The organism is Kitasatospora sp. NBC_00315, assembly GCF_041435095.1.
GTDB lineage: Bacteria > Actinomycetota > Actinomycetes > Streptomycetales > Streptomycetaceae > Kitasatospora.
Genome location: NZ_CP108025.1, coordinates 1,644,813 through 1,658,547, shown reverse-complemented (window position 1 = coordinate 1,658,547; position 13,735 = coordinate 1,644,813). Strand labels below are relative to the sequence as shown.

Annotated in this window: 14 protein-coding genes; 12 read left to right on the top strand and 2 right to left on the bottom strand. The window is 74.0% G+C overall.

Translation table 11 applies throughout. The features are described from left to right. Nucleotides 1–132 precede the first annotated feature (132 nt). The 3 genes from OG823_RS06920 (at nt 133) to OG823_RS06910 (ending at nt 2,149) form a co-directional block, all read left to right on the top strand. Entirely contained in the window at nt 133–1,158 is a 1,026-nt protein-coding gene (locus tag OG823_RS06920) for an ABC transporter substrate-binding protein (RefSeq protein ID WP_371478385.1), read from the top strand. A gap of 77 nt (nt 1,159–1,235) precedes the next feature. Continuing rightward, on the top strand, nt 1,236–1,364 hold the full coding sequence (locus OG823_RS06915; RefSeq protein WP_371478384.1) for a hypothetical protein: 129 nt from the start codon (nt 1,236–1,238) through the stop codon (nt 1,362–1,364). 77 nt (nt 1,365–1,441) lie between these two features. Continuing rightward, nucleotides 1,442–2,149 carry a winged helix-turn-helix domain-containing protein gene (locus OG823_RS06910; RefSeq protein ID WP_371478383.1) on the top strand — a complete coding sequence of 236 codons (708 nt, stop codon included), beginning with the start codon at nt 1,442–1,444 and terminating at the stop codon, nt 2,147–2,149. Nucleotides 2,150–2,222: 73 nt separating this feature from the next. Here OG823_RS06910 and OG823_RS06905 read toward each other — a convergent pair whose 3' ends face one another. Beyond that, nucleotides 2,223–3,005 (bottom strand): IclR family transcriptional regulator, encoded by a 783-nt coding sequence (locus OG823_RS06905; RefSeq protein ID WP_371478381.1) that lies wholly within the window; start codon nt 3,003–3,005, stop codon nt 2,223–2,225. Between the two features lie 487 nt (nt 3,006–3,492). On the opposite strand from OG823_RS06905, the gene OG823_RS06900 reads away from it, so the two are divergent. The 7 genes from OG823_RS06900 (at nt 3,493) to OG823_RS06870 (ending at nt 10,527) form a co-directional block, all read left to right on the top strand. Continuing rightward, complete coding sequence (locus OG823_RS06900; protein WP_371478380.1) at nt 3,493–4,500, top strand: ABC transporter substrate-binding protein; 1,008 nt, start codon at nt 3,493–3,495, stop codon at nt 4,498–4,500. Between the two features lie 26 nt (nt 4,501–4,526). Continuing rightward, nucleotides 4,527–5,543 carry an NrtA/SsuA/CpmA family ABC transporter substrate-binding protein gene (locus tag OG823_RS06895; protein ID WP_371478379.1) on the top strand — a complete coding sequence of 339 codons (1,017 nt, stop codon included), beginning with the start codon at nt 4,527–4,529 and terminating at the stop codon, nt 5,541–5,543. Between the two features lie 146 nt (nt 5,544–5,689). Continuing rightward, a complete protein-coding gene (locus OG823_RS06890; RefSeq protein WP_371484336.1) occupies nt 5,690–6,490 on the top strand; it encodes an ABC transporter permease in 801 nt (266 codons plus the stop codon). Then, complete coding sequence (locus tag OG823_RS06885; RefSeq protein ID WP_371478377.1) at nt 6,487–7,221, top strand: ABC transporter ATP-binding protein; 735 nt, start codon at nt 6,487–6,489, stop codon at nt 7,219–7,221. Before OG823_RS06890 ends, OG823_RS06885 begins: the two co-directional genes overlap by 4 nt. A gap of 38 nt (nt 7,222–7,259) precedes the next feature. After that, entirely contained in the window at nt 7,260–8,165 is a 906-nt protein-coding gene (locus OG823_RS06880) for an ABC transporter substrate-binding protein (RefSeq protein WP_371478375.1), read from the top strand. Between the two features lie 2 nt (nt 8,166–8,167). Beyond that, complete coding sequence (locus OG823_RS06875; RefSeq protein WP_371478374.1) at nt 8,168–9,244, top strand: LLM class flavin-dependent oxidoreductase; 1,077 nt, start codon at nt 8,168–8,170, stop codon at nt 9,242–9,244. Next, nucleotides 9,241–10,527 carry a M20 family metallopeptidase gene (locus OG823_RS06870; RefSeq protein WP_371478373.1) on the top strand — a complete coding sequence of 429 codons (1,287 nt, stop codon included), beginning with the start codon at nt 9,241–9,243 and terminating at the stop codon, nt 10,525–10,527. Before OG823_RS06875 ends, OG823_RS06870 begins: the two co-directional genes overlap by 4 nt. 194 nt (nt 10,528–10,721) lie before the next feature. On the opposite strand, the gene OG823_RS06865 is transcribed toward OG823_RS06870, so the two are convergent. Next, nucleotides 10,722–11,714 carry an aldo/keto reductase gene (locus OG823_RS06865; protein ID WP_371478371.1) on the bottom strand — a complete coding sequence of 331 codons (993 nt, stop codon included), beginning with the start codon at nt 11,712–11,714 and terminating at the stop codon, nt 10,722–10,724. Between the two features lie 161 nt (nt 11,715–11,875). On the opposite strand from OG823_RS06865, the gene OG823_RS06860 reads away from it, so the two are divergent. Beyond that, entirely contained in the window at nt 11,876–12,310 is a 435-nt protein-coding gene (locus OG823_RS06860) for a group III truncated hemoglobin (protein WP_371478370.1), read from the top strand. 378 nt (nt 12,311–12,688) lie between these two features. Beyond that, nucleotides 12,689–13,735, top strand: a complete 1,047-nt coding sequence (locus OG823_RS06855; RefSeq protein WP_371478368.1) for an LLM class flavin-dependent oxidoreductase — start codon at nt 12,689–12,691, stop codon at nt 13,733–13,735.

The following is a 13,735-nucleotide window of genomic DNA, read 5'->3' as shown; positions in this document are numbered from 1 at the left end:
CCTCCTGCTGTGCCGTGTCGGCGCGGCCGTGCGCACACGGATCTGACGCATCGTCGGATTGCGACTCGTGCAGCGCTGCTGGCCCGTGCCAGGCATGCCCCTCCTCTCGTTCCGGTTCCCGCGGAGACCCCTGTGAAGTTCGCCCGACCCGTCCTGCTCGCCGGTGCTCTGCTGGCCACCACCACCACCGCCTGCGGCGGCGCCGCCCGGGCGGGCTCCGTCGCCGTCGCACCCGCGCCGGCGGGCGTCGAGGTGCGGCTGCCCGATCCCGGCAACTCCGGTGTGCTGGCGGTGGCCAGGAAGGACGGTTCGCTGGAGCGGGCACTCGCCGCGGTGCACGCCACGGTGAGCTGGTCGGCCGCTCCGGCCGCTCCGGCCGGTTTCGCGCAGGCCGCCCAGGCGCTCGACTCCGGTGCGCTGGACGTGGCCCAGGGCACCATCAGCACGGGCCTCGCGCTGCTGGCCGGGCAGCCGGCCTTCGAGTTCTTCGCCGCCGCCCAGCCGGATCCGGTCGGCGAGGGCATCCTGGTCAAGAACAACTCCGGGATCAGGACGGTGAGGGATCTGATCGGACGCAGGGTCGCCGTCGACCCGGGCGGCCCGGGTGAGTACCTACTGCTCCAGGCGCTCGCCAAGAACGGGGTCCCGGCCGACCGGGTCCAGCGGGTGCGGCTCGATCCGGCGGCCACCCGGAGCGCCTTCGCCACCGGCGAGGTGGACGCCTGGGCCACCACCGGCGAGCCGGTCGTCACCGAACTCGCCCGGTCGAGCGCGTACATGGTGGTCAGCGGATTCGGCGCGGGCTCCGACAACTACCGGCTCTGGGCGGTGCGCACCGAGCTGGTGCGGCAGCACCCCGACGTGGTGCGGGCGCTCTACCGCTACCTGCACGAGGCGGAGGGCAGGGCCCAGCAGGATCCGGCCGCCTACCTCAACGTCTTCACCGACAGCGGACCTGACTCGGTCTCCGGCCGCGCCGAGGAGCTGCGGGTCGACGCCGGGCGGGCGGCCTCCCCGGTCGAACCGATCCGGGAGGCCGACACCGTCCGGCTGGAGAAGGTGGCGAAACTCCTCGCGGATCAGGGGGTGGTGCCCGCGGCGATCGACGTACGGGCCCATCTGCTGGATCCGGCCGTGCTCACCGGCGGTGCCGGATGACCGCCCGACGGCGTCCTCCGGAGGTCCGGTCGGCCCCGGTGTGTGGCAACGGCCCGTTCATCTGGTTGAATGGGGGCATGAACTTCGTCGTGGACAGCAGCCAGGGTCGGTTCGACCTTGAGCCGTTCTGGACGTCCCGGCAGCCGCACCTGTTCGACCAGACGTGTCCGGGCTCGCCCCGCGCGTCCCGGCTCTCCGCCCGCTGACCAAGGCTCAGCCCCGGTAATCCCGGTCGACGCGCAGACGACTCCCACCGTCGGTCTCGCGCGAAAGTAGCGGCATCATGTCTTCTTCCTCCACCGCCACCCTCTCCGTTCCGTCCGCGACCCCGCACCTGCGCGCGGTCCGCTCCGTCCTGCCCTCCCCCGTCGAGCGCCGGCACCAGGGCGCCGCCCAGCAGCCGACCGCTCAGCCGTACGGGGCCCCGCAGTTCGTCGGCCCGGGGCAGCACCCGGCGGTCCAGCCGCCGCAGGCCCTGCTGACCGCGCTCCCCGAGGGCGCCACCGTCGTCGCGGCGCTCCCGCACTCCGCACTCCCGCAGGGTCTACTGGCCCAGTACGGCGTGCAGTTCGGCGTGCCGGGCAGCCACCCGATGGTCGGCTACCTGGTCCTCGTCCCGGCGGAGAGCGCGCAGGCGCCCGCTCCGGCGGTCAGCGTCCTTCCCGCGCCGGTCGCCGAGGCCCGCCCCGCGAAGCCCGCCACCGGCCGCGGGATCAGCGTCGACGTCGAGCGCCGGAACGCCTACGTGGACGGCAGGTTGCTCGATCTGACCTACCTGGAGTTCGAGCTGCTGGCGCACCTCACCGGTCACCCGCAGCGGGTGCACACCCGCGACCACCTGGTCTCCGCCGTCTGGGGTTACGGCCACGTCGGCGACGGCCGCACGGTGGACGTGCACGTCGCCCGGCTGCGCCGCAAGCTGGGCGCGGGCTACCGCGACAGCATCGTGACCGTCCGCCGGGTGGGCTACAAGTACACGCCCGTCGCGTAGTCGGTCCCGCACGGCACACCCGCGGCCCGGTCGGCCGTGCGGTGTCGGGCTGATCCGCTCCTGCCGGAGCGGGTCAGCCCGCTCGTTGTTCCGGCGCCAGCAACAGGACGCCGAGTGCGCCCGCGCAGGTCCGGGCGTGGCCGAGGAACCGCTCCAGGCGCTCGTCGGTGAGGTGCTCCGGCGTGGAGCGGACGGCCAGTGCGAACCTGGCCTGCCCGGCGGCGTCGAGCACCGGGACGGCCACGGTGCGCACCCCGGCGGCCGACTCGCCGTCGTTGAGCGCGTAGCCGTTCTCCCGGACGCGCTCCAACTCGGCCAGCAGCAGCTCCGGTTCGGTGATCGTCCGCTCGGTGAAGGATTCCAGCCGCCCGAGTGCCGGCTCGCCGCCCTCGCCCGGGCGCGGCCAGGCGAGCAACACCTTGCCGAGCGCGGTGGAGTGCAGTGGCCGGCGCAGGCCCAGCCCGGTGTCCGGCCGGACCGAGGCGCCGACCAGGATCACCGCGTGCGGTCCGCTGCGGATCGCCAGGTCGGCGGTGGCGCCGGTACGCCGGGAGAGCAGCTCCAGCTCGGGCCCGGCCAGATGCAGGCCCCGCTGGTGGAAGGTGAGTTGGCCGAGTTCGGCGACGGCCGGGCCCAGCCGGTAGCGCGCGGTCCGCTCGTCCTGGTCGAGGAAGCCGGTACTGACCAGCGTCCGCGCGAGCCGGTGCGCGGTGGAGACCGAGAGACCGGTCCGCCGGGCCAGGTCCGAGGCGCTGAGGTCGGGCCCGTTGTCGTGGAAACAGTGCAGCAGCCCGAGCGCCCGTTGGACGGCCTGCGCGCCGGCGGGCGGGCTCTGGGCGGTGGCCGCCTCGGTCATGACACCTCGCGTTCTGTGCCGGTCTCCCGCCCCGGTAACGGGAGTTGCGGGCAGTGCCGGAGTGGCTGGAACCGACGGACCCGACGCGCGGCCGGATCGATCGGGCACCTCCAGACTAGGGCAGCACGCACGGCGGGATTGTGACACCGGCATTGCAATGACATGGCTTTTGTGAACAAGTGATCCCACGATATGGAAAAGCTTGCTTCCGGATCGTCCGCCGTGGAACGCTCGGTCCATCGCGCCGGACCAGCCGCCGCGGAGCCCCGGGATCACCCGGAGCAGGACGCCGGACCGAAGGAGGGAGCAGCACCGTGACGACCCACCGGTACCCCGCTCTCCCCACCGTCCGCGTCCGCCGAACCTGTTGTTGCTGACGGCCCGTCGCCGCGGCCCTTCACCCCGTACGTCCTCCACCCCGCACACCCGTCGCCGCGCACCGCCGCCGCGCCCGTGCACCCCCGCATCCTTCGAGGAAGGCGCCTCCGTGCCCAGCCACGCCCCGGACACCCTCTGGTTCACCCGCTGCCCCGTCCCCACCGCCACCGGCATCGCCGCCGACCAGGGCTGGCTGGCCGAGGAGTTCGCCGCCGACGGCATCGCGGTCCGCTCGCTGCAGGACGTGCCGCGCGAGATCGCGGCCGACCACCACTTCACCCACGCGCTGCCCGGTCTGTTCCGTGAGGGCGGCAACGTGCCCGCGCTGTGGGCCCGTTCGCGCGGTGAGCAGACCCGGTTGATCGGCCTCACCTGGATCGAGGAGCGCCAGGTCGTGCTGGTCCGGGCCGGCAACGGCATCAGCGGGCCCGGGGGGCTGCGCGGCCTGCGCCTCGCCATCCCACGCCATGGGATCAGCATCGACTTCTGGCGGGCGATGGCGCTGGCCGGCTTCTCCGGGGCCCTCGGCTCGGTCGGGCTCACCCTCGCGGACGCCGAACCCGTGGACGTGCCCGCCTCCGAGGACGGCGGGCAGTGGGCCGCCGAGCTGGCCGCGCTGCGCGAGGGCACGGTGGACGCCGTGTACGTCAAGGGCGCGCTCGCCGTGGAGGCGGCCCGCCGCTACGGCGCGGAGGTCGCGGTGGAGCTGGACGCCGCTCCCGACCGCCGGGCCAGGGTCAACAACGGGACGCCCCGCCCGGTCACCGTCCACCAGCGGCTGCTGGACGAGCATCCCGACCTGGTGGTGCGCTTCCTGGCGGTGCTGCTCGGCGCCGCGGACTGGGCGGCCGAGCGCCCCGCCGAGGTAGCCCGCATCCTCCAGGCCGAGACCGGCGCCGGCGCCGAGGGGGTGGCCGGAGCCTACGCCGAGGGCGGCCACCGCACCCTTCACCTGGACCTCTCCGAGGAGCGGCTCGGCCTGCTCGCCCGGCAGGAGCGATTCCTCCACGGCCAGGGGTTCCTCCAGGCCCCGGTCGACGTCCGCGCCTGGACCGACCCGGAGCCGCTGCGCGCCGCCCGCGCGCTGCTCGAAACCCGCCGCACCGTCACCCTCTGACTCGACCCACCAGGAGAACGACCATCATGAAGACCCCTCGCCCCGTCCTGTTCGCCGCCGCACTGCTCGCCACCGTCACGGTCGCCGCCTGCGGCTCGTCCGCCGGGAGTGCCAAGAGCTCGGCGGACGCCGGGACCGACGTGGTGCTGCGGCTGCCCGACCCCGGCAACTCCGGCTTCCTGGCCAAGGGAAAGAAGGACGGCTCGCTCGACAGAGCCCTGGCCGCCGTCCATGCCAAGGTGGCCTGGACGGGCAGCGCCGGCGCGTTCGCACCCGCCGCCCAGGCGCTCTCCGCCGACCAACTGGACTTCGCCCAGGGCTCGATCACCTCGGCGGTCGCCGCCCTCGCCCAGAAGCCCGGCTTCAAGCTGTTCGCGCAGAACGCTCCCGACGCCGTCGGCGAGGGCATTCTGGTGAAGAACGGCTCCCCCGTCACGACCGTGCGGGACCTCGTCGGCAAGAAGGTCGCCTGCTCCCAGGGCGGCACCAGTGAGTACCTGCTGCTCAAGGCACTGGAGAAGAACGGCATCCCGGCCGACCAGGTCGAGCGGGTCTACCTGCGCCCCGACCAGACCGCCGGCGTCTTCAACTCCGGCCAGGTGGACGCCTGGGCGACCTGGAACACCTTCTCCACGCCCGAGATCGCCAACTCCGGCGCGCACTTCCTGGTCAACGGGAAGGACGTCGGCTCGGACAACTACGCGGTCTGGGCGGTCCGCAACGGATTCGCCGACAAGAACCCCGCCGTGGTGGCCGCGTTCTACCGCTACCTGCACGAGAACGGCCTGCAGGAGAAGGCCGACCCGGCCGGCTACCTCAACGTGGTGACCGACTCCGGCCCGACCGCCGTCACCCCGGCCGAGAAGGAGGTCGCGGTGAACGTCACCAGGCAGGGCGCCACGGCCGACGTCATCACCGACGCCGACCTCGTCCGGTTCGGCACGGTCGCGCAGTTCTTCGCCGACCAGAAGGTCACCAAGTCCCTGATCGACGTCAAGCCCTACGTGCTGGACGTCAGCAAGCTGCCCGGCGGCGGCCAGTGACCGCCCCCGCTCCGGCGGGCGCGCCGGCCGCCCCCACCGCCGTACCGGGGACCGGACGTGGGACCTCCGTGGCTGACGCCGCCGGACCCGACACGGTCGGACCGGAGACCGCCGGATCGGACACGGCCGCGGCGCTCGCCGCCGGACTGGTGGCACCCACGGCCAAACTGCCCGCCCCCCGTCCGCGCCTGCTGGCGGTGACGCTGCGCACGATCGGCCCGCTCGCGCTGCTCGGCGCCTGGGAGCTGGCCTCCGCGACCGGTGCCCTCACCCAGGACGTCCTGGCCTCGCCCGGCCAGGTGGTCGGCGCGGTCGGCGAGATCTGGCGCAACGGCCAGCTCGCCGACGCGCTGAGCGTCTCGCTCACCCGGGCCGGCCTCGGCCTGCTGTTCGGCGCCGGGATCGGCCTGGTGCTGGGCGTGGTCACCGGCTTCTTCCGGCTCGGTGAGGAGCTGCTCGACTCGGCCGTGCAGGTCCTGCGGACGGTGCCGTTCCTGGCGCTGGTCCCGCTGTTCATGGTCTGGTTCGGCATCACCGAGACGGCGAAGGTCGCCCTGATCGGTGTGGCCACCAGCTTCCCGATGTACGTCTCCACCTCGGGCGGCGTCCGCAACACCGACCGCAAGCTGATCGAGGCGATGCGCAGCTTCGGCCTCGGCCGGTGGGCGATCGTCCGCACCGTCGTGCTGCCGGGCGCGCTGCCCCCGCTGCTGTCGGGGCTGCGGCTCTCGATGACGCTGAGCGTGATCGCGCTGATCGCGGCCGAGGAGATCAACTCCACCGAGGGCATCGGCTACCTGATGGCCCAGGCGCAGAACTACTCCCGGACCGACATCCTGGCGGTCTGCATCCTGATCTACGGCGTGCTCGGCCTGCTGGCGGACGGCGTCGTCCGTGTGCTGGAGCGGCTGCTGATGCCCTGGCGCACCCAAGGAGCGACCCGATGAGCGCGCAGGAACCCGTCACTCCCGCCGTCCACCTGCGCGGCCTGCGCCGCACCTTCGGCGCCCGGCACGTCCTGGACGGCGTCGACCTGGACATCGCGCGCGGCGAGTTCGTCGCCCTGCTCGGCGCCAGCGGCACCGGCAAGACCACGCTGCTGCGGATCCTCGGAGCACTGGACCGGGCCGACGGCGGCACGGTGCTGGTCCCACCGGTGCGGACGGTGGTCTTCCAGGAGCCGCGCCTGGTGCCCTCCCAGCGGGTGCTCGCCAACGTCACCGTCGGTCTGCCGCGAGGCCGGGCCCCCCGGGAGACCGGGCTGCGGGCGCTGGCCGAGGTCGGACTGGAGCAGCACGCGCAGGCCTGGCCCGGGACCCTCTCCGGCGGTGAGGCGCAGCGGGTCGCACTGGCCAGGGCGCTCGTTCGCGAGCCCCAACTTCTCCTGCTGGACGAGCCGTTCGCCGCGCTCGACGCGTTGACCCGGCTGCGGATGCAGGATCTCGTCGGCGAGCTGGTCCGCAAGCACCGCCCGGCCGTCCTGCTGGTCACGCACGACGTGGAGGAGGCGATCCGGCTGGCCGACCGGGTGGTGGTCCTGCGCGGCGGCGCGCTCGTCACCGACGAGTACGTGGACGTCGCCCGCCCGCGCGACCCGGCCGACCCCGCCTTCACCACCCTGCGCCGCCGACTGCTGGCCGACCTCGGGGTCACCGTGCCCGAGCCCGCCACTGCCTGACGTCCCCCCAGTCCACCCCCCGAACCAGGAGCGATCCCATGACCGTGACCATCGGTGTGCACAGCAGCAACCCGTCCCTCTACTACCTCTCCCGGCTGGACTTCCTCGCCGAGGAGCTGGCCCCGCTCGGCGAGAGCGGCGTCTTCCACCACTACACGGACGGCACCCGTACCGGCGCCCTGCTGGCCGACGGCACCATCGACCTCGGCGGCACCGGCTCCACGCCGCCGGTCACCGCCCAGGCGGCCGGACACGACCTGGTCTACACGGCGGTCTCCGCCCCCCGCCCCGACCACGGCGCGCTGCTGGTGCTCGCCGACGGACCGGTGGCCCGCCCCGCCGACCTCAAGGGCGGCACCGTGGTGCTGGGCATCGGCTCCTGGCAGACCCATCTGCTGGCCAAGGCGCTGCACGCCGAGGGCCTCTCCTACGCGACGGACATCACCCCCGTACGCCCCGGCCCCGGCGCCGACCCGGCCGCGCAGCTGCGCAGCGGGGAGATCGCCGGCTGGATCGCCCAGGGCGCCGAACTGGCCGCCGCCCGGCGCAGCGGGGACTTCCGGGTCCTGGTGCGCACCGGCGACGTGATCACCGACCGCTCGGTGTTCTTCGCCCGTCGCGACTTCGCGGCCGACCGCCCCGAGCTGGTCGCCGCCGTCAGCTCCGCGCTGGCCCGTGCGGACGCCTGGGTGGCGGCCAACCTGTCCGAGGCCGCCGCGATCGCCGCCGCCGACCTCGGCGGCAGCGCCGAGGACTGGCGCACCGCGCTCGCCACGCTGCCGTGGCGGCTGGAGCCGGCGGGTGCGGAGTTCATCGCCGAGCAGCAGGAGGCGGCCGACATCTTCCACGGCGTGGGCTTCATCGACCGCCCGATCACCGTCGCCGACGCCCATCTGCCGTCCCTGGAGGCCCCGGTGGCCGCCGCGCTCGCGAAGGCGGTCTGACGATGGCCTCCGAGTTCCTCTGGTACGTCATCCCGCGCGAGGGGCGCTTCCCCTGGGAGCCGGCCGGCCGCCGCCCGGTCGACCTCGGCTATCTCCAGCAGCTCGCCGCCACGGTGGACCGCCTGGGCTACTCCGGCGCCCTGCTCGCCACCGACCTGTACGACGTGTGGACCCTCGGCAGCGCGCTGGCCGCCGCCACCAGCCCGGGTTTCAAGCCGCTGCTGGCCGTGCACCCCGGCCTGATCGCGCCCACGCTGCTCGCCAAGATGGCGCTGAGCTTCGAGCACCTGCACGGCGGCCGGCTGCGCTTCAACGTGGTCAACGGCTCCACCGAGCAACTGCGCGAGTACGGCCTGCACGTCGAGCACGACGATCGCTACCGGCTCAGCGCCGAGTACTGGTCCATCGTCAAGCGGCTGACCGCCGGGGAGGTGTTCGACCACAAGGGCCGCTTCTACGACCTCAAGAACGCCGGCGCGAGCCTGCGCGAGCTCACCCCCGTCCAGGAGGGCGGCATCCCGCTCTGGTTCGGCGGCAGTTCGCCGGCCGGCATCGAGATGGCGGCCGAGCACGTCGACGTCTACCTCACCTGGGGCGAGCCGCCGCACCTGCTGAAGGAGAAGCTGGAGCGGGTGCGCGAACGCGCCGCGGCACACGGGCGGACGCTGCGGATCGGGCTGCGCCTGCACCTGATCGTGCGCGAGACCGAGGACCGGGCCTGGGCCGCGGCGGACCGCCTGCTGGACGTCACCAGCCAGGCCACCTACGCCCGCCAGCTCGGCAGCCGCGACGGCGAGGACGGCGTCGGCTGGCAGCGCCAGTTCCGCCAGCACGGCGGCAAGGTTCCGGCCCGCGCGAGGGAGCTGGAGACCTACCCCAACCTGTGGCCCGGAATGAGCCTGTTCCGGCCGGGCCCCGGCACAGCCGTGGTCGGCAGCACCGCCCAGGTGGTCGAGCGCCTCCAGGAGTTCGAGTCGCTGGGGGTGGACACCTTCATCCTCTCCGGCAACCCGCTGCTGGAGGAGGCGCACCGGGTCGCCGAGACCGTGCTGCCCGCGCTGGGCGCCGGCCGCCGATGACCCTCCTCGCCGACGCCCGTGCGCTCGCTCCCGACCTGGTCCGGCTGCGCCGGCGGCTGCACCGCCGCCCGGAGACCGGCCTGCGGCTGCCGTACACGCAGGAGGCCGTACTCCGGGAGCTGGACGGGCTCGGCCTGGAGATCACCACGGGCAGGGCACTCACCTCGGTCGTCGCAGTCCTGCGGGGCGGGGCGGTACCCGCGCCCGCCAGTCCCGGTGGCGGGGCGGTGCCCGGGTCGCCCGGCCCCGGTGGCGGGGCGCTGCCCGGCCGGGCCGCGCCCGCCGTCCTGCTCCGCGCCGACCTCGACGCGCTGCCGCTGCGGGAGCGCACCGGCATCGCCGACGCCTCCCGGGTGCCGGACGCGATGCACGCCTGCGGTCACGACCTGCACGCCGCCATGCTGGTCGGTGCCGCCCGGCTGCTCGCCGAGCGCCGCCACCGGCTGGCCGGCGACGTGGTGCTGATGTTCCAGCCGGGGGAGGAGGGCCACGACGGTGCCCGGCTGATGCTGGACGAGGGCCTGCTCGACGCCTCCGGACGGCGGCCGGTCGCCGCGTACGCGCTGCACGCCACCACCGCCGGGCCGCTGGGCGCCTTCACCAACCGGGCCGGTCCCGCGCTGGCCGGATCGGGCAGCCTGACCGTGACCGTACGGGGCGCCGGCGGCCACAGCGCCTGGCCCCACACGGCCCGCGATCCGATCCCGGCGCTCTGCGAGACGGTGACCGCGCTGCAGAGCGCGGTCACCCGGAGCTTCGACCCGTTCGAGCCCGTGGTGCTGGGCGTCGGCGTGCTGCGGGCCGGCACCCAGGCCGGCATCATCCCCGGCACCGCCACCTTCGAGGCGACCCTGCGGGCGCTCACCGGCCCGGCTCTGGCCCGGCTGCGCGACCTCGCCGTCCGGACCTGCCGGGGCGTGGCCGCCGCGCACGGACTGGAGGTGGACATCGAGTACACCGACGGCTACCCGGCCACCCTCAACGACGCCGGCGAGGCCGGGTTCGTCGGTGCCACCGTCGCCGAACTGCACGGCGAGCACCGCTTCACGGCCGGCGAGCGACCGGCGATGGTCTCCGACGACATCGGCCGGGTGCTGGCCGCGGTCCCGGGAGTGATGACGAGCCTCGGCGCCCGTCCGCCGGGCCTGGACCGGGCCGCCGCCGCGCCCAACCACTCCCCGTACGCGCTCTTCGACGACTCGGTGCTGTCGGACGGCGCGGCGCTGCTCGCGGAGCTGGCCCTGCGCCGGCTGGCGGCGCAGGCGGATCCGGGCCGCGCGTGACGGCGGGCACGGTGCCGGGTGGCCTTGCGAGTCACCCCGCGCCGTGCCCGCACCGCCGTGCACGTGCACGACCGGGCGCCCGCACCGCCGTGCATTCCCGTCACCGCGTCCCCCTCGCCGGGGAACCGTCCCCGCGTCCCCGGCGCCGGGCGCCTGGGGCGTGGACGCCGCGCGCCGTCCTCGACGGGCCGGGCTCAGCGGCCGCTCAGCCGGTCGATCTCGGCCAGCTCGTCGGCGGTCAGCGGGCCGCCGTCGAGCGCGTCGATGTTCTGGTCGAGCTGCCGCACGCTGCTCGCGCCGATGATCACCGAGACCACCCGGGGGTCGCGCAGGACCCAGGACAGCGCCAGCTGCGCCAGGCTCTGGCCACGGCCCTGGGCCACCTTGTCGAGCGCCCGCAGCTGCTCCAGCTTCGAGCCGGTCAGCGCCTCCTCCTTCAGGAAGTGGCCGACCGACATGCGGGAGCCGGCCGGCACCTCGCCGCCGAGGTAGCGGTCGGTCAGCAGACCCTGGGCCAGCGGGGAGTACGCGATCAGGCTGGTCCGCGTCTCACCGACGGCGTCCAGCACGCCGTCCTCCGGGCCCCGGTTCAGGATCGAGTAGCTCGCCTGGTTGAGCAGGACGGGAGTGCCCAGCTCACGCAGGATCGCCACCGCCTCCCGGTGCTGCTGCGCCGGGTAGTTCGAGATGCCCGCGTACAGTGCCTTGCCCGAGCGGACGGCGGAGTCCAGGGCGCCCATGGTCTCTTCGAGCGGGGTGTCCGCGTCGAAGCGGTGCGAGTAGAAGACGTCGACGTAGTCGAGGCCCATCCGGTCCAGCGACTGGTCGAGGCTGGCCAGCAGGTACTTGCGCGAGCCGCCGTCGCCGTACGGGCCCGGCCACATGTCGTAACCGGCCTTGGAGGCGATGAACAGCTCGTCCCGGTAGGGACGGAAGTCCTGGGCGAACAGGTAGCCGAAGTTGCGCTCGGCGCTGCCGTACGGCGGGCCGTAGTTGTTGGCCAGGTCGAAGTGGGTGATCCCCCGGTCGAAGGCGCGGCGCAGCACCGCGCGCTGCACCTCCAGCGGCTGGGTGTCACCGAAGTTGTGCCACAGGCCCAGCGAGACGGCGGGCAGCTGCACACCGCTGTGCCCGGCGCGGCGGTAGGTCATCGTGGCGTAGCGGTCGTCCGCGGCGAGGTAGGTCATGAACGCCATCCTGCCAGGTCCGAAGACCGGCCACGGCGGGGTACGGGCAGCCGGGACCAATGCCCCTGCCGGTCGGGCCGCCGAGGCCGTACCGTGGCGGGGAGCGTTTTCCCGGCCCACCGCCGCGGGCGGGCCGGATCACGCGGGCAAGGAGACGAGAGATGGCGCCGCGCCGACACCCCGACATCGCGACCCGGGCCGACCTGGCGGCCGTGCTGCGCCGCTTCTACCCGGCCGCCTTCGAGGATCCGCTGATCGGCCCGTACTTCAGCGGGCTCGACCTGGAGGCGCACCTGCCTCACATCACCGACTTCTGGGAGAGCGCGCTGCTGCGCACCACCGTGTACCGCCGCAACGTCGTCACCCCGCACGCCGCGCTGCACGCGCGCCGGCCGATGACCGCCGAGCACTTCGGGCGCTGGGTGCAGCTCTGGGTGGCCGCTGTGGACGGCCTCCACGAGGGGCCAGTGGCGGAGCGGGCGAAGGCCCGGGGCGAGCGGATCGCCGTCAACCTGCTGCGGCGCACCTCGGGCGGTGACACGCAGGGCACCGGCGGCGGGTTCGTCCCGCTCTCCGCCGTCCTGCTGCGCAGCTGACGTAGCCGGGCCCGGCCTGCCCGTCCCGCTGCGGGCCTGTCGGTCCGGCCGGTCCCTGGAGGGGTGTCCTCCGGAAGGCCCTTGCCCGGCCCCTGGCCACTGCCTATGCTCGCGGGTGGATCGTGTGTGTGCGGTCAGGCCTCCGGTGGCGCTCCGCGCCCACCGGACGAATCGGGGGGAGCCGGCATGCGCGAGTACCGCGGCTGCGCCCCGCTCCGCCGCTGTTGTCGCCCCCGCAGCACTCCGCGCTGACCCCGGCCCCACGACCGCCCGTCGCGCGATCCCTCCCAGGTGCTGCTGCCGCGCGGGCGCAGTCCTCCTCCGGGCGCTCCGGCGCGGCCGCGGCCGTCCACGCCGAACGCCCGCAAGGAGACCGCCATGCGGTTCACCGTCTCGTCCCTGGTCGCCAACGGCCCCGACCCCGTCACCGGCGTGCAGCGCACCCCGAACGAGAAGCTCCGCAGTGTCATCGACCAGGCCGTCACCGCCGAGCAGCTCGGGTACGACGGCTACGGGGTGGGGGAGCGGCACGGCGAGCCGTTCCTCTCGCCGGCGCCGCCGCTGTTGCTCAGTGCGATCGCCGCCCGCACCTCGACGATCCGGCTCTTCACCACCGTCACCGTGCTGAGCATCCTGGATCCGGTGCGGGTCGCCGAGGACTACGCGATGCTCGACCAGCTCTCCGGCGGACGACTGGAACTGATCATCGGTAAGGGCAACGACCCGCGCCACTTCGGCCTCTTCGGCCTGCCGGAGGAGCGCCAGTGGGAGGCGCTCGCCGAGAACTACGGGTTGCTGCGCAGGCTCTGGCGCGAGGAGGGGGTCAGCTGGACGGGCAGTACCCGGCCGCCGCTGACGGACGTGACCACCGCGCCGCGCCCGCTGCAGTCGCCGATCCCGGTCTGGCACGGCAGTGCGACCAGCGAGCGGTCCACCGACCTGGCCGCCCGGTACGGCGATCCGCTGTTCTCCGCGAACGCCTTCCACCCGCTGGAGAAGTACAAGGCACTGGTGGACCACTACCGCGAGCGGTGGGAGCACCACGGCCGCGATCCGAAGGACGCCCGGGTCGGCACCGGTTTCGGCGGACTCTTCGTCGCGGAGCGCTCGCAGGACGCGGTCGAGGGCTTCCGGCCCTACTGGGACGCCCTGCTCGCCTCGGCGGCCGGCAAGCACAACAACTCGCCGTTCGCCTCGCTGGAGGACGCACTGGAGCGCGGCTCCGCCCTGGTGGGCAGCCCGCAACAGGTGATCGAGAAGATCCACCGCTACCACCAGGCCTTCGGCAACGAGGTGGTCGGCATCGGCGTCGACGCGCTCACCGAGGACGTCCAGCACCGACAGCTGGAGCTGTTCGCGACGGAGGTGGCCCCGGTGATCCGCAAGGAGATACCGGACGTCCTGCGGGCCCCGGCCACCGGGTGA